Annotated in this window: 16 protein-coding genes; 6 read left to right on the top strand and 10 right to left on the bottom strand. The window is 40.9% G+C overall.

Annotated features, from left to right (window positions below):
- The first annotated feature begins 2 nt into the window (after window positions 1-2).
- Both BM176_RS12655 and BM176_RS12650 read left to right on the top strand, forming a co-directional pair.
- Window positions 3-1,361, top strand: coding sequence for a sigma-54-dependent transcriptional regulator (locus tag BM176_RS12655; RefSeq protein WP_090104875.1), 1,359 nt, complete (start codon window positions 3-5; stop codon window positions 1,359-1,361).
- Window positions 1,362-1,372: 11 nt separating this feature from the next.
- On the top strand, window positions 1,373-1,657 hold the full coding sequence (locus BM176_RS12650) for a GNAT family N-acetyltransferase (RefSeq protein ID WP_090103505.1): 285 nt from the start codon (window positions 1,373-1,375) through the stop codon (window positions 1,655-1,657).
- A gap of 2 nt (window positions 1,658-1,659) precedes the next feature.
- On the opposite strand, the gene BM176_RS12645 is transcribed toward BM176_RS12650, so the two are convergent.
- Window positions 1,660-3,288, bottom strand: coding sequence for a sigma-54-dependent Fis family transcriptional regulator (locus BM176_RS12645; protein WP_090103503.1), 1,629 nt, complete (start codon window positions 3,286-3,288; stop codon window positions 1,660-1,662).
- A gap of 263 nt (window positions 3,289-3,551) precedes the next feature.
- Between BM176_RS12645 and BM176_RS12640 the strand changes: the two genes are divergently transcribed.
- Window positions 3,552-3,863, top strand: a complete 312-nt coding sequence (locus BM176_RS12640) for a phosphoribosylpyrophosphate synthetase (protein WP_090103501.1) — start codon at window positions 3,552-3,554, stop codon at window positions 3,861-3,863.
- Between the two features lie 67 nt (window positions 3,864-3,930).
- On the opposite strand, the gene BM176_RS12635 is transcribed toward BM176_RS12640, so the two are convergent.
- Window positions 3,931-4,482 (bottom strand): DUF1349 domain-containing protein, encoded by a 552-nt coding sequence (locus BM176_RS12635; RefSeq protein WP_090104873.1) that lies wholly within the window; start codon window positions 4,480-4,482, stop codon window positions 3,931-3,933.
- A 210-nt stretch (window positions 4,483-4,692) separates the two neighbouring features.
- Here BM176_RS12635 and BM176_RS12630 point away from each other — a divergent pair, with 210 nt between their 5' ends.
- Window positions 4,693-5,217 (top strand): DinB family protein, encoded by a 525-nt coding sequence (locus tag BM176_RS12630; protein WP_090103499.1) that lies wholly within the window; start codon window positions 4,693-4,695, stop codon window positions 5,215-5,217.
- Window positions 5,218-5,239: 22 nt separating this feature from the next.
- Here the strand turns inward: BM176_RS12630 and BM176_RS12625 are convergent, their stop codons facing one another.
- The 8 genes from BM176_RS12625 to BM176_RS12590 all read right to left on the bottom strand — a co-directional run bounded on the left by BM176_RS12625 (window position 5,240) and on the right by BM176_RS12590 (window position 13,262).
- Window positions 5,240-6,889: a serine hydrolase domain-containing protein gene (locus BM176_RS12625; RefSeq protein WP_090103498.1), complete on the bottom strand. Its 1,650-nt coding sequence runs from the start codon at window positions 6,887-6,889 to the stop codon at window positions 5,240-5,242.
- Between the two features lie 124 nt (window positions 6,890-7,013).
- Complete coding sequence (locus tag BM176_RS12620) at window positions 7,014-7,469, bottom strand: hypothetical protein (protein WP_090103496.1); 456 nt, start codon at window positions 7,467-7,469, stop codon at window positions 7,014-7,016.
- A gap of 13 nt (window positions 7,470-7,482) precedes the next feature.
- A complete protein-coding gene (locus BM176_RS12615; RefSeq protein ID WP_090103494.1) occupies window positions 7,483-7,896 on the bottom strand; it encodes a hypothetical protein in 414 nt (137 codons plus the stop codon).
- Between the two features lie 176 nt (window positions 7,897-8,072).
- Entirely contained in the window at window positions 8,073-8,741 is a 669-nt protein-coding gene (locus BM176_RS12610; protein WP_090103492.1) for a response regulator, read from the bottom strand.
- Between the two features lie 451 nt (window positions 8,742-9,192).
- Entirely contained in the window at window positions 9,193-10,335 is a 1,143-nt protein-coding gene (locus BM176_RS12605) for an MFS transporter (protein ID WP_090103490.1), read from the bottom strand.
- Window positions 10,336-10,345: 10 nt separating this feature from the next.
- A complete protein-coding gene (locus BM176_RS12600; RefSeq protein WP_090103488.1) occupies window positions 10,346-11,011 on the bottom strand; it encodes an HAD family hydrolase in 666 nt (221 codons plus the stop codon).
- Window positions 11,008-12,030, bottom strand: a complete 1,023-nt coding sequence (locus BM176_RS12595) for a zinc-dependent alcohol dehydrogenase (RefSeq protein ID WP_090103487.1) — start codon at window positions 12,028-12,030, stop codon at window positions 11,008-11,010. The genes BM176_RS12600 and BM176_RS12595 overlap by 4 nt, the downstream gene beginning before the upstream one ends.
- Window positions 12,027-13,262, bottom strand: a complete 1,236-nt coding sequence (locus BM176_RS12590; protein WP_090103485.1) for an aspartate aminotransferase family protein — start codon at window positions 13,260-13,262, stop codon at window positions 12,027-12,029. Before BM176_RS12590 ends, BM176_RS12595 begins: the two co-directional genes overlap by 4 nt.
- Window positions 13,263-13,745: 483 nt before the next feature.
- On the opposite strand from BM176_RS12590, the gene BM176_RS12585 reads away from it, so the two are divergent.
- Window positions 13,746-14,168 carry an SRPBCC family protein gene (locus BM176_RS12585; protein WP_090103483.1) on the top strand — a complete coding sequence of 141 codons (423 nt, stop codon included), beginning with the start codon at window positions 13,746-13,748 and terminating at the stop codon, window positions 14,166-14,168.
- A gap of 55 nt (window positions 14,169-14,223) precedes the next feature.
- Window positions 14,224-14,676: a MarR family winged helix-turn-helix transcriptional regulator gene (locus BM176_RS12580; protein ID WP_090103481.1), complete on the top strand. Its 453-nt coding sequence runs from the start codon at window positions 14,224-14,226 to the stop codon at window positions 14,674-14,676.
- Window positions 14,677-14,680 lie beyond the last annotated feature (4 nt).

Raw genomic sequence — 14,680 nt, 5'->3', positions numbered from 1 at the left:
TAATGAAAGAAAAAATACTGATCGTAGAAGATGAATTCATTGTAGCCAATGACCTCCGGATCATGCTCACAAAAGCTGGATATATTGTTTGCGGAACGGCATCTTCTGTGGAGCAGGCCCGTAAAATTATCGAATTGAAAAATCCGGACTGGGTGTTACTGGATATCATCCTCAAAGGAGATCTTACAGGCATTGATCTGGCATGGGAACTCCATGAAAAGAAGCTGCCTTTCTTATATATCTCAGCCAATACCGATCAAAGCACACTGGAAGCGGTAAAAGAGACGCAACCCTATGGCTTTATGGTAAAGCCTTTCCGTGAAAGAGACCTGCTGGTTATGCTGGACATTGCCCGTTACCGTTATGCCGTTGAAACAGCACAGATCACCAAAGAACCGGTTACGCCTACCACTATTGGAAATGCAGAAGAGATTATTGGCCGTAGTGAAATCCTGTTACATGTACTTGAAAAAATCAGGGTTGTTGCACCGTCATCCACCTCAGTATTAATAATGGGAGAAAGTGGCACAGGTAAAGAAAAGATAGCACATTCCATACACAACAATTCAGCATATAGCTCAATGCCCATGATCACGGTCAACTGCGCCGCCTTACCCTCCGCATTAATAGAAAGCGAGTTGTTCGGTCATGAAAAGGGAGCATTTACCGGAGCAAACAGCAGAAGGATAGGAAAGTTTGAACTGGCTAATAACAGCACACTTTTCCTGGATGAAATAGGTGAACTACCCCTGGATGCGCAGGTAAAACTACTTAGGGTTTTACAGGAAAAAGAAATAGAAAGGCTGGGAGGTAATGAAACGCTGAAAATTGATGTACGTGTGATTGCCGCAACTAACCGTAACCTGGAAAAAGAAGTAGCTGAAGGTCGTTTCCGCCTGGATCTCTATTATCGTTTAAATATATTTCCAGTGGAAATTCCTCCATTACGTAAACGCAAAGAGGATATTGAAGAATTGGCATATTATTTTCTCAAAAAGTATACGCAGCGTACAGGAAAGAACCTCACAGATATCTCGCCACGGGCATTGGAGCAGTTAAAACAGTATTCCTGGCCTGGTAATATCCGGGAATTAGAACACCTGGTAGAAAGAAGTGTTCTGATGGCAACCGGGAATGTGATCAATATGGTTGAAATACCAGTCATTACAACTGCGGACCAGGGGAGTGATAACCGGATCAGGACAATGGAAGAAGTGGAAAGAGAGCATATCCTGCATGCGCTGAAAGCATGTAATGGAAAAGTTTTCGGACCGGGAGGAGCCGCAGAAGTATTAAATTTGCCTCCAACTACCCTTTATTCAAAAATGAAGAAACTGGGAATCAAACAAGGTTATGTATAAAACTATAATTTATGGAGGTTATTAATAATGAAAAAGCACAACAGTTTGAAATAGAACTGGATGGAGAGAAAGCCTTTCTTGTATACCGCTTCTACAAAAAAGATATTGCATTAATGCATACTACTGTACCCAAAGCAATGGAAGGAAAAGGAGTTGCCAGCACATTAGCTATCGCAGCATTTGATTATGCAAAAGCTCATGGAAAACCTGTGATGGTGTATTGTCCGTTTGTAGCGAAATTCCTTACCAAACATACGGAGTACAGGATCCAACTGGACCATGAATATCATAAATGAAGTTAGTTTCTATCTACAAAATGTTCTTTTTTAATACCCAGCCGCTGCATTTTTGAAATCAGGGTGGTAGGTGGGAGTCCTAGTTTAACTGCAGCCCCATGAGGCCCTGAAATTCTCCCGTTACACACTTTTAATACTTTGAGGATATATGTTCTTTCCATTTCATCCAGCGGCAGGATCTGAAATTCTTCCGGTGTATTTACAGGCTCTTTTGGGGTACGGGAAGGCAGATACATTTGTTTTATAGTAGTTCCGTTAGTAAGCAACACGCTTCTTTCTACAAGGTGTTCAAGTTCCCTTACATTGCCCGGCCATGAATAAGCAACCAGTTCCTCCATTACTTTAGGAGACAATGTCATCATTTTTTTCCCTGCATTTCTCGAATACCGCGCAATAAAGTGGGCTGTCAGCACAGGAATATCTTCCTTACGGTTACGCAATGGCGGCAGGGTGATTGGGAAAACATTCAGGCGGTAGAATAAGTCTGCCCTGAATTTACCTGCATCTACCTCTTTCTGAAGGTTCCGGTTGGTAGCGGCAATGATCCGCACATTTACTTTAATGCTTTTTCTGCCACCCACACGTTCAATCTCTTTCTCCTGCAAAACACGCAATAGTTTAACCTGCAATTCGAGGGGTAACTCTCCTATTTCATCCAGGAACAGCGTACTGTTATTGGCCAGCTCAAACTTACCTATCCGCTGATCTGATGCGCCGGTAAAGCTTCCTCTCTCATGTCCGAACAACTCGCTTTCTATCAGGCTTGCGGGTAAAGCAGCACAATTTACTTTGATCATCAGTTTATTCTTACGCGGAGATGCCATATGAATAGCGCGTGCTATCAGTTCTTTTCCTGTGCCGGTTTCGCCTAATAACAAAACAGTTGAATCAGCCGCAGCCACCTGTGATACCAGTTGAAAAATCTTTTGCATTTCAGTACCTGAACCTACTATTTCGGAGAAGTTATAAGCCACATTTCTCTCTTCCTGCAAATAAAGATTTTCTTCTTCCAGCTGTTGCTTATAGTGACTGATCTCTTGCAGCTGTTTCTCTATTTTCTCATTGGCTATAATGTTGGCAATAGTAATAGCCAACTGATAGGATAGCCCTTGTAACAGCCGGAGTGCTTGTGTGGTAAAGGTATCCGGATTTTTCAGAAGCAGAAAAAAGGTACCTACTTTCCCTTTCTGATTGTGTAAGGCGATTGCGATCACTTCCCGGATCCCATTATTATACTGATATTGTATGTATTGCGGGAGTTCCTTTTTATCCTTTAACAGTTTGGCAAGATCAAATCTTACAACCTCCGCCGACTGAAGCACCACATTATAGAACCCATCCTCTACCGGGTAACTTTCGCTGATTACCTGCATGTAGAAATCATAATCTTTGGGCTTTTCTCTGAAAAAATGAAAGAATGTTTTATGAAGCCCCTGTTCTTCATCTACCGTGCAAATGATGAAATCGTCATAGACAAACAGTTCTGTTAATCGTTGATGAATGATTCTTGAGAGATCCTCTTTATCACGGGCAGCAGCAAGGTCATTACTGAATGAAAGTAATACAGCTTGCTCCTTCTCTCTTTCCTGCAGGCTTTCCCAGAGGGCGCTGGCTTCAGTATTCGTTGTCATGGCTGCAAGTTCGTAAAAACTTACGACATATCGTATTTCCACATCCTCCCACACGGATAAATGACAGAGCGTGACAGCATCATAAAATTACGGTATATCGTAACTTATTTTTCAGGTTAATTATACGCAAATTACTTACTATCAATGTATTAAATGAGTGGCATACCCTTTGAATACTCCATACTGTTGAATAACATTTATAGGGGGCGACCAGGCATGTTCTCAGGAACTGCCGGTCCCCTGTTTACTTATAAAATACCTGTATGGAACAACCAGCTTTTGACACAGTAACCGAATCTATTAACTGGCTAATGGCATTGGGTTATGAGCACGACTTTAATCTGGATAATGATTGCCTCTGTTATGAAAACGGAAAAAAGAAACTAACACCTGAACAATTCCAGATCGATAAAGTATTCCGTTTTGAAGGAATGACAGATCCGGGCGATGAGAACATTGTATATGCCATCTCTTCCAATGATCATACGATAAAAGGGATCCTCGTGAGTGCCTTTGGGATGTATTCAGATTCTGTCTCTGATGAGATGGTGAGAAAGTTATCAATTATTGTGTGATATAAGCAAAAGGGGTTCTATCAGCAGTATGATACAACCCCTTTTTATTCCGATTGTCAGACTTCATTTACTTCTTCTCTGCTATAACCGGTTTCACCTCAAAGTTCTCAAACACAACAGGGAAGCTCTTTTTTCCCGGCGCTGCAGCCACTATTCCGATCTGCGCTTTTACATTTGGCGGGAAGTATGCCAGTCGCAACATATCATATTTTGCACCATCAAAAGAGTATTTGATTTCCACGAAATCTCCTTTTCTCAATAACTTCAGCCATACATGTTCAGGGCTATCATGACGGGGCACCACAGACCAGTCAGACACTTCGCGGGTTACTACTGCACTTACATTCTGCACTCCATCCACATATTCAATCCCTGTTTTGATCCAGTTCTTATTATCAATCCGGACCATTAATCCAGCCTGATGGAATAGTTCCTGATAATGTCCGGAAATCTTTACACTTGCTTCAAAGTCGCCTTCCTGTTCCTGGAAATAAAACGGACCATTATCGCGAATAAACCCGTAATGGGTTACCCGCCAGTAATCGGTAGCAGGATCAACAGTTACATCTAATTTCTTTGCATTACCAGTCCATTTACCGGGTTCATTAAACCATTTCATAACGGGTGTTTGATTTTGAGCATGAAGGTTACCAATACAAAAACTAAGTACTAAAATTAATAATAGGATTTTTTTCATAAACGATTAATTTAAAAAAGTACGGCAAATGTAATACAATTACATGTCCCAAATCCCCCCTTAAGAAGTCGTAAATACGCCCTCTAATTGTCCATTTTAGTATAGACATTTGGTATATCAATAAATACTTTTATGGAAAGTCAATTAACAAATACCCCTACCCTGCAACTGCTACCCGAATTTGAATCTATAGCAGCAGAACTATTTGAGGTACTATCTTCCTTTACCGAGGAAGATATCAACACCATCCCCTTTGAAGGCAGCTGGACTGCCGGACAAGTAGGTGAACATATCTATAAATCTGCATCAGGCATATCGCATTCATTACAGGGAGAGGTAAAACAAACAGACAGGGATCCCGGACAAAAGATTGAAGCGATCAGGGATGTATTTTTAAATTTCGATTTAAAATTCACTTCTCCAGAATTCATTCGGCCCTCTGAACTTCCACATGACAAAACACTGTTATTGAGATGCCTGAAAATAATTATGGAAGAAATTCGTCAGCAGGCACAAACACAGGATCTTACAGCTATCTGCCTTCAATCTGTATTACCCGGTTTCGGAGATCTTACGCGGCTGGAATTGAACTACTTCATTATCTTTCATACACAGCGGCATATTCATCAGCTGAAAAAAATTAAAAGTTATTGTTGAGTAAAATATCTTAAACGTAACCTCACTTCTGTTTATTAAACAGTATATTTTTTATCCTTCCGCTTGAGAGTCTGAAGCTGGTCACCTTATTTTGTTCGTCTTTAAAAAAGTTGATAGTACCATTGGAACTACTGAATCTTTCAGTAACAACCATATCCGGCTCAAAGTTAAAATCGCCCAGACGCATATGGTGAGCAACAAGTTTACCATTTTCTACCGAAAGCCTGTATGCTGTTTCCAGTTCTTCGCTATAATAAGTACCAGCATATTGGTTAAGCTGTGAAAGGTCAACCTTAACTGGGATCACTCTTTTTGCTATTATATTCCGGTATTTAAGTGCACCTGCCTTATCTTTTATATCCCTGAAAGTAACAGATGAATGATAGTCCGGTACCCAGAGCACTGTATCCGATTTAAGATCTGTAGCGAATTTATCCTCACCATTGGCCTGTACCATTATGTGCCCATTTTCAAGGGTAAAGGTTACATACCAACCCACTCCCAACTGGTAGCTGCCGGTATATTTTTTCAGCAATAGCGTATCAACGTTAACTGTTGGCAGGCTACTAAGATCTTCACGCTTTTGTCCGGGCGCTATTTTATCTCTTAAAAAAAGTCTTGCAATTGCATTTGTACTTACGTAAGGGTCAAAATCACCGTAATTACTTAGCAGGATAATAGCAACTTTTTGATCCGGATAATTGGAAACAATGGTACGGAAGCCTGCCCAACCGCCATCATGAGATATATTTCTTACACCGTTATTATTAGTTACCTCCAGGCCATAGGCATAATTTATCTTTTGTTTGTTATTGAGCTCGTCTGTTTCAATCATTCTTAAATAAACCGGATCTTTCTCGTCGAGAGCTTGTTGAAAATGAATAACCCATTTAGATAAATCTTCTATAGTAGTAAATATGGAACTGGAACCATAGGCCGTCAGTGCATCATTACTCTTATTGTATTCATTACCATTAGGGTAGTATGAGCTTGCCAGATGTCTGATAACTTTTGAATAGTCGCTGCATACCTGGGATGAGTTCATGTTTAAAGGTTTAAAAATATGCTCATCGATCCATTCGGGGAATGTTTTACCGCTTACTTTGGCCACTATAGCTGCCAGCAGGTTATAGCCAGTATTCGAATACGAATATTGTGAACCAGGGTCAAAATTGAGCTCGCGCTGCTGCTTAACCATTCGCATGATGTCCTCATATCTGAAGCCTTCGTCCCAACGCCACCCTGCCGTATGAAGAGTCGCGGGCCAGTCTCTTAGTCCACTGGTATGGTGAATCAGGTTACGAATAGTAATTGTTTTACCAAACTGCGGCACATCGGGCAGATATTTATGGATATCATCATCAGGAGATATTTTCCCCTCTTGTATCAGCGTTGAAATGGCGAACCCTGTGAACTGTTTTGATACTGAAGCGATATCAAAAACTGTGGTAGGAGTAACCGGGATATCATACTCCAGGTTTGCCATCCCGTAGCCTTTTTCGAAGACCACCTTTCCTTTTTCTACAATTAAAACAGCTACGCCCGGGCTGCCCGGACGAGTATATGCACTAAACAATGAATCAATGTTTGTCTGAAGCGAATCGGGGGTATTTTGAGCAATACCGGACAAAGAGCTTAAAAGCAGCCCAAGAACATAATAATATATTTTCATAGTTTCTTATCATGATGTTATATCTAATGACGCCAAAAGTTTACAAAAGTTGCATGCCCTTTATAAAAGAGAAAGCCGCTTACATTCTACGATGTAAACGGCTTTCCAAATGATGACCTATATATTATTTACAGGTAATATAAGGATCCCAGTTAATGAAATATTTAGAACCTGAAGAATCGGTCAATAAGATTTGTACCTGGTATGTTTGAGAACCAGCATTTACGGCTCGTCCTATCCAATAAGCCAGATTCGTTGTGGGCTGAGGATAACCGCTAGAACCTGCAAATACATTTCCTGAAGAAACATTAAAACCAGTGATCTGAACTGTATCACCACGCGTAGGATCAATGGGCACCAGGTACCAGCCTACACGGTCGCCCGCAAAACAAACAGTGGAGAGTTCCATTTGCCCTTCATTCTTGCTTCCTAGCTGAGCACGGTTATCAATCATATAAATACCTGTGGAAGGTTGTGTTCCGGGAGGCAAACTTTCGAGATATGCAGTATCAAGCGCAATCCCAATTTGTGTTTGTGGAGTTGATGCAGCTGCCAACATAACTGTTTTTACAGAGGACATATTTTTATTTTTTTTAGTTAACTGAAATACCCAGGGTTGTTTGAGGTTGATAACCACCTCCGCTTTGTGGCAGAACATTCAATAGAATGTTATACCCCGCACTACCACCATTTTGAGTCGTACCTGTATAAGCTCCATCTGTAGATGCGGTTGGTTGTCCAGTAGGTCCCCATGCATTACTGCTACCAATAACATTGATGGAAACCTTGCTTCCATCATTAGGGTTTAACGGATATACAGTCCAGCAAACATTATCCATCTTGAGAGAGGCCGTATTTAATTTGGCAGTACCTTCATTGCTGCTACCATTATTTCCCCTGTTGTCTACAAAGTATAATCCGGTTGATTGTCCTGAAGAAACAATGCTGCTATCAACAAACCCTATAACGAATACCTGGCATGCTGAAGGAGGGAGAGCATTTGACATATTATATGTTTTAATTTAAAAGGGGTTGCCTACTTTTTTATATGGCTTTTCGGCATCTGCCATTTGTATCTTTCAAGCGCTTTCAGATAGTTCAAAGTAACAACAGGAATCTTGTTTTCTTTCGCGTGAAAATACGCGTTCTTAAAGCAGGTATTTTTACGGGAATAAATAACTATTTAAAACTCCATTTCAAAAATATGGTACTTAACAGCAAACAATACCAGTCCGGCAGTATTGCGGCAACCGGTTTTAAGTATCAGGTTATTCCGGTGACCTTCCACAGTTCTTGCGCTAAGATGTAGATCTGCTGCAATTTCCACATTGGTATATTCCTTACATATTAATAACAATACCTGTGTTTCTCTTTCAGTTAACTCAATAGGAATGTGGTTAATATTTTTAATAACCATATTGTGAAATTCTGATGCACGCCGCAAAACTTTCAACACAGCGTCATTCATATAGAATCCACTTTTATGTACAGTTTGTATAGCGGTAACTAATTCTTTTTTATCACAATTTCTGGCAAGATAAGCGGCGACGCCGGCCTCAATCATCTGGGTAATAAGCCGGTCCTGCGTATGCACGGAAATAACAATTACTTTTATCTTTGGATAACGACGATGCAGAAAATTATTTAATTCTACTCCGTTCATTCCAGGCATATTCATATCAATTAATGCCACATCCGGTAATAACTTCATTTTCCGGAGTTCTTCTAAAAAAGCAGTTCCACTTTCTACTTCTGCTATTAATTCAAATTCTTCTGTATGACTTACCAGCATTGCCAAACTTTGCCGGAACAAATTATGGTCATTTACAATTGCCACGCGTATCCTTTCCATATAAATAAGTTAGAATAAATTCCTTAGGGGTATATAGGGGCTAACCCTGCCAGGACATTGTAACACCGTGTTACTATCCTTTATAAAATAAAATCTGTCTGGCACAATAATATTGCGCCTATGGGACATGAATATCAGTTAAAGCTAGAGACGCTTAAAGGGAAATAAAGTTCAATGTGCAAAAGCAGGAAATATTTTAATTTTCTTCAAAAAAAACCTGCAGATTATCCGGAGGACTATAAATAATGCGTGGAAGGATTGCTGGAGGGTAATCCATAGGAATTTGGGGATAGGTTATGGCGCTCATGATACATCTGGGTTTAAAATATTACAATGGCTTGTAATGAAGCTAAGGTAGCTATTCTTTTAGAAAATATAACGAGGAGAAGTACTCAAATTTTAATCATTAGATTCATTCTAATGTTCTTATCCGAAATAGTTGATTGTTATTCTAAGACTTTATTTTTGATGCCAATAATGTAGTTCCAAAACCCAGTATCGCAATCAGCGCAAATGACCATCTTAAGTTCATAGCCTCTGCTATAAAACCAATTACCGGCGGGCCTAATAAGAAGCCCAGGAAGCCTACCGTTGATACCGCTGCTATAGCTACTCCTGGCGGCAAGGTTTTCGACTTCCCTGCCAACGCTATTACAAGTGGCACCACAGAAGATACCCCGATACCTACCATCAGAAATCCCAATGTAGCAGTATAGATATTGGGGAAAATTATCGCCATCAATAATCCGGTGGTACTAATAACTCCACTGAACTGCAATACATGCTTTACACCGAAACGGGTAACAATACTATCGGCAGCAAACCGGCCTCCGGCCATCGTTCCCATAAAAGCAATGTATCCTGCCGTGGTCAGAGACTCCGGCACTGCGACTACCTTTTGAAAATATACCCCACTCCAATCGAACATTGTGCCTTCTGTAACCAAACTGGCAAAGGCAATCAATCCAAGTTTGAGGATGTTACTATCTGGTTTTGCGAATAATGGTTGTGATTCCGAAGGTTCATCTTCCGGTAATAAATTTTTCCAGGAAATGAATACTAATGTCCAGCATAAGATCCCTATTATAACGAAATGAATCCATACAGGCCAGTTCATTGCGATTGCCAGTGTGCCAATGCCAACACCGGTAAAGCCAGCCAGACTCCATAAACCATGAAAGGACGCCATGATAGAACGCTGATACAGAACTTCAATGCCTACTGCCTGTGTGTTCATGGCTATTTCAAATACATTGTTCATGAAACCGAACAGGAAAAGCACGATTACCAGCTGCCAGATAGATGTAGTTAACCCGATCATACAAAGCATGAACGGGAAGAGCAGTCCTGCGAAAATGAGCACCCTCCGACTACCAGCACGCGTGACCATCCATCCTGAGACCGGCAGGCTGACCATCAGTCCGACGGGCAGGGCAAACAGCACACTACCCAGTTCTGCATTATTAAGACCGAAATGTGCTTTCATGTCATGGATACGGCAGGCCCAACTTGAGTAAGTCAGGCCTGCTATAAAAAAGAAGATACTTGTCGCAATTCGGTAAGACCGTTTTACGTCGATCGTCAATGGGAACATAGATTATCTTTTAATCTGCATATACGCCGATATGCTGATGGATCTCATCATAGTCGGCAATCTTTATAATATCGTTAAGATGTGCGATCTTTTTATTCTCTATTCCGATGAATTGAATACCGAGTTGTTTTGTTGCCAGATAATCCCAGTTGCCATCGCCAACATATACAATACTTTCGGGCACAATATTATGCACTTCATTCATCCTGCGGATAGTATGACTAATAATCTCGTGACGGGCCATTGCATCCTGAGCAAAAGACGCTGCAGTACATCCATCAATATTGATGCCGGCACAATTGAGTTTGAATAATGCAGATTCACGCCATCCACCGGTTGCCAGTCCGACGCTGATATGTTCCTGCTGACAAAGTACTTCAATTACCTTAGCCGCTTTATTTATTTCGCGGATACTTTCGTTTCTATGTGCTTCTTCCAGTAATGAGCAAAAGTGACTGATAAATAGCTGTTGTTCTTCCGGTGTATAAGAACGTTCCATCCTTTCGCGGAAGAGTTGATCTATGATACCGGAGTCTGTAGTATTCTTATAATGCCCGTAGTTGGTTTCAAAATTGTGAAAGCCAAATACGTCTTCAATCGCTTTTGTGTAGCATTTATCGTCTACTTCCGTCGTATCTGTTAAAGTACCGTCAATGTCGAAGATGATATATTTCATATAACTATTACGGATTTAAGGCTTGAAATATTATTGTTTCGTTGTTTGATATCCAGATCACAGCCCAGATCTTTAATTGCAGCACTGAAATCATTCAGGCTGTACTCGTTGGTAATGATCTTTTCCAGTCCCATCCTACCGCTGTTTATCAGATCTACAGCATGTTTAAATGTATCCTGTGAATCGATGGAACCAATGATAGAGATACTACGGTCTGCAATTTCGCGGGGGTTGATAGTCTGCTGGTTATTACGCAACCCCATCAGCGATATTTTACCACCGTCAGCAATAGCCTGCATAGATTTTTCCAGCAGGCTGCCGGTTGTATCAATGATCAGATCATATTGATTTTTCTGTGGGGTGAAGGCCGGCTCTACTTTCCAGCCTTTCGACAATACATTGTTCTCTTCTATCAGCCGGATCCTGTCCTTTGAGGTTTCATAGATCACGCCTTGCTGAATACCGTGCTGGGTAAGTGCCATGTAGAACAGCAAACCGATAGGGCCGCCACCCAGGATAGCGGTCCGCATGAATGGAGTAACTGCCAGCTTTTTCACGGCCGTTAATACACAACTCAGTGGTTCGGACATAGCCCCTTGTTCAAAAGGAATGTCATCCTGCAATGGATAGATAAAGCGCTGCGTAGTTTTGAAATACTTTGTGAAAGTACCATCAATAGATACACCCGCTTCGGTAGTCGCTTTCAGCAGGCAATGGTTGCGGAGGCCCTTTCGGCAGTTATCGCAATATCCGCAATAATAAGTTGGGTCTATGATTACGCGGTCGCCCAGATTACAATTATCCACGCCGCTTCCTTTATCAACTATCACACCAGCAGATTCGTGACCGATAATTACCTGCTGTCGTGCAAGATATTCTCCGGAGATAATGCTGAGGTCTGTCCCGCAGATTCCGGTAGCGCGTATTTCCACGATGACTTCATCCGGTAGGATAATAGCCGGTTCTTCCTTCTCTTCTATCCTGATATCCCAGGGATTGTTATATACGATTGCTTTCATAATTTGCTGAATAATTTATTTAAACGTGAACAGATTTCTTCAATATCATCTAATGTTGCGGTGAGTGCGGGTCTTACTTTTACCACATTTCCGAACCCGTATCTTGAACCTCTGAGGATCATTTTATGATCAGTCAATGCCAACTCAATGATCCTGTTAGCCAGGTCTACATCGGGAGCACCGTCTTTATCCACGATTTCCAGTCCCCACATATAACCGATGCCCCGAACATCTCCGATGATATGTCCATAACTTTCTTTCAGTGTATTCAGCAGGTCACCAAGGATTGTTCCGTTTTCACGTACATTTTCGAGAAAGCCATCTCTGGAAACTACTTCCATTGTTTTCTGTGTAGCCGCCAGTGATAAGAGATTACCTCCTGATGTATAGGAGTGTTCAAACTTTTCAAGAACTGCAAACTCAGATCTGTAGAGTATGGCAGCAGCCGGAATACCGATACCGCCAAGTCCTTTTGCAAGTGTGATAATATCGGGCTGGATATTGTAATGTTCACTTGCAAACATATAGCCTGTTCTGCCAATGCCGGTTTGCACTTCGTCGGCAATCAGCACAATATCCAGCTCATCACAGATCTTGCGGATCCTTTCGAAATATCCTTCCGGAGGAACGATGTTGCCACCATTACCCAGGATAGGTTCAAGGATGATGCAGGAGATATTATCAGAGCTGGAATACTGAATATAATCGTAGATCGCTTCTGTACATAAATAGCCACAGGCAGGAGCTCCTTTTGCGGAATATGGGCAACGGTAACAATACGGAGCAGGCACAATTCCATTCTGCGTGGTAAGAGTATTCGAAAAGGATTTCCGGCGAAAAGCGTTACCAGAGATGCTGGTAGCATACAGTGTTTGTCCGTGGTGCGACATAGACAAACTGATGACTTCATTTTTACCGTTATACTTGTTGGCGATCTTCACCGCACCTTCATTGGCAGTAGATCCGATAATATCACGCATCCAGCCATCGGTAATATGTTCCGGTGCATGATCAAGAATACTGTCTAATACATTTTGTGCGAGCTCTCCTGTAAAGGAGGAGGAAACATGGACGAGGTCTTCTAACTGTGTTTTAAGTACTTCTACTAATTCCGGGTGGCTATACCCTAATGCGATGTTAAATGTTCCGGACACTGCATCGATATATTCATCATTCTGAGGGGTGTAAAGGCGTATGCCTTTACCTTTGGTAAAATGAACATTACTGGACATGGTAAATGGTTTAATAATGAGGGTTGTGGAATTTCTGTCTGTTTGCTGGCAATAAGTTTCCATTAAGACACCTGTCTTTTACGCGTTTTAAAGGTTATCTGAGTGCATTAAAGGCTTCTTATCTGCTTTACGGTTTTACATTGGATCTGAAAATAAAAATACAAGTGAAATAAGGGTTACATAAGATAAATTTGGATTTGGGTAATAAATAATAACGTAGAATTATATGGGTTAAATACAATTGCAAAATAGAACCCATTCTCAATAATTTATTTTTTTTGTTTTCAAAAAATGAGTTATAATATATTATTCAGATTGTCCTTTTTAATCAATTGTTTATTGGGCTTGTATTAATAATATAAAATGGACAAGTTGCAGTTTCTTGTTATGCTTCAATTATTAATGGTTTAACATTATCATCAGAAATAATAATTTAGTTTATTATAAGTACACTTACTATATTTGCACTTATAATATACTTTTATGATACAACAATCCTACTCCGTTATTACCAATGAAGTGACCAGGGAACAGATGTGGCAGATCATGTCTAACATCAATGACTGGAAATCCTGGGACGACAGTGTTGAATTTTCAGAATTGCAGGGAGAATTCAGGCCTGGTTCTACCTTTCTGCTGAAGCCCAAAGGTGGTCCTAAAGTAAAGATCAAACTGGCAGAAGTAAAGACTGGCGAATACTTTAAGGATCTTACCGTATTTCCCCTCGCTAAAATGTATGGAGAACACTGGTATCAAAATACGCCAGAAGGGCTTAAAGTCACAATTACCATGACGATGACCGGTTTATTATCCGGCCTCTGGAACAAGATTGTTATGAAAGGCATTGTATCAGGATTTGCGGCAGATGTGCAGAACCTGATAGCAGCAGCGAAGAGATTAAACTGATTTATATTGGGGGATATTTTTTGAAATAGCCCCCAAATTACTTTTCTTTGAGATCATGAAAGCAAATGATAAGATTTTCAGCGTGGAGAAGTCGGAAGAAAGTTCGGGGTTTCTCCTGTGGCAGGTAACCACTCTATGGCAAAGGGAAATTAAAAATATCCTTGCCCCACTGGATCTCACCCATCCGCAATTTGTGCTGATGGCCTCCCTTATGTGGCTATCACAGCAGCAGGAGACAGTCACCCAGATTGATATTTCCAATCATAGCAAGATAGATCCGATGACCACCTCTACGGTATTGCGTACGTTGCAGGCAAAAGGATTCATTGGCCGTAAAGAACACGCTACCGATACGAGAGCGAAAACAGTAGTAATGCTGGATGCAGGTAAAAAGGTAGCCAAACAAGCTATAAAAGTAGTAGAGAAATTTGATCATGATTTCTTTTCAGTACTTGGCGGGAAAGTGAAAGATCTGAACAAAAAACTGAATATCCTTATCAGGTCATAAAATT

It is taken from the genome of Chitinophaga sp. CF118, assembly GCF_900112615.1.
In the GTDB taxonomy this organism is placed as follows: Bacteria; Bacteroidota; Bacteroidia; order Chitinophagales; family Chitinophagaceae; genus Chitinophaga.
Note: the sequence above shows the minus strand (reverse complement) of the source record. Positions and strands in the feature narration are given on the sequence as shown.

Coding starts and splice junctions, on each gene's coding strand:
- BM176_RS12645 (WP_090103503.1), bottom strand. CDS start 3,288: ATGACAACGAATACTGAAGCCAGCGCCCTCTGGGAAAGCCTGCAGGAA.
- BM176_RS12615 (WP_090103494.1), bottom strand. CDS start 7,896: ATGTCAAATGCTCTCCCTCCTTCAGCATGCCAGGTATTCGTTATAGGG.
- BM176_RS12640 (WP_090103501.1), top strand. CDS start 3,552: ATGGAACAACCAGCTTTTGACACAGTAACCGAATCTATTAACTGGCTA.
- BM176_RS12605 (WP_090103490.1), bottom strand. CDS start 10,335: ATGTTCCCATTGACGATCGACGTAAAACGGTCTTACCGAATTGCGACA.
- BM176_RS12600 (WP_090103488.1), bottom strand. CDS start 11,011: ATGAAATATATCATCTTCGACATTGACGGTACTTTAACAGATACGACG.
- BM176_RS12580 (WP_090103481.1), top strand. CDS start 14,224: ATGAAAGCAAATGATAAGATTTTCAGCGTGGAGAAGTCGGAAGAAAGT.
- BM176_RS12650 (WP_090103505.1), top strand. CDS start 1,373: ATGGAGGTTATTAATAATGAAAAAGCACAACAGTTTGAAATAGAACTG.
- BM176_RS12595 (WP_090103487.1), bottom strand. CDS start 12,030: ATGAAAGCAATCGTATATAACAATCCCTGGGATATCAGGATAGAAGAG.
- BM176_RS12655 (WP_090104875.1), top strand. CDS start 3: ATGAAAGAAAAAATACTGATCGTAGAAGATGAATTCATTGTAGCCAAT.
- BM176_RS12585 (WP_090103483.1), top strand. CDS start 13,746: ATGATACAACAATCCTACTCCGTTATTACCAATGAAGTGACCAGGGAA.
- BM176_RS12630 (WP_090103499.1), top strand. CDS start 4,693: ATGGAAAGTCAATTAACAAATACCCCTACCCTGCAACTGCTACCCGAA.
- BM176_RS12590 (WP_090103485.1), bottom strand. CDS start 13,262: ATGTCCAGTAATGTTCATTTTACCAAAGGTAAAGGCATACGCCTTTAC.
- BM176_RS12635 (WP_090104873.1), bottom strand. CDS start 4,482: ATGAAATGGTTTAATGAACCCGGTAAATGGACTGGTAATGCAAAGAAA.
- BM176_RS12625 (WP_090103498.1), bottom strand. CDS start 6,889: ATGAAAATATATTATTATGTTCTTGGGCTGCTTTTAAGCTCTTTGTCC.
- BM176_RS12620 (WP_090103496.1), bottom strand. CDS start 7,469: ATGTCCTCTGTAAAAACAGTTATGTTGGCAGCTGCATCAACTCCACAA.
- BM176_RS12610 (WP_090103492.1), bottom strand. CDS start 8,741: ATGGAAAGGATACGCGTGGCAATTGTAAATGACCATAATTTGTTCCGG.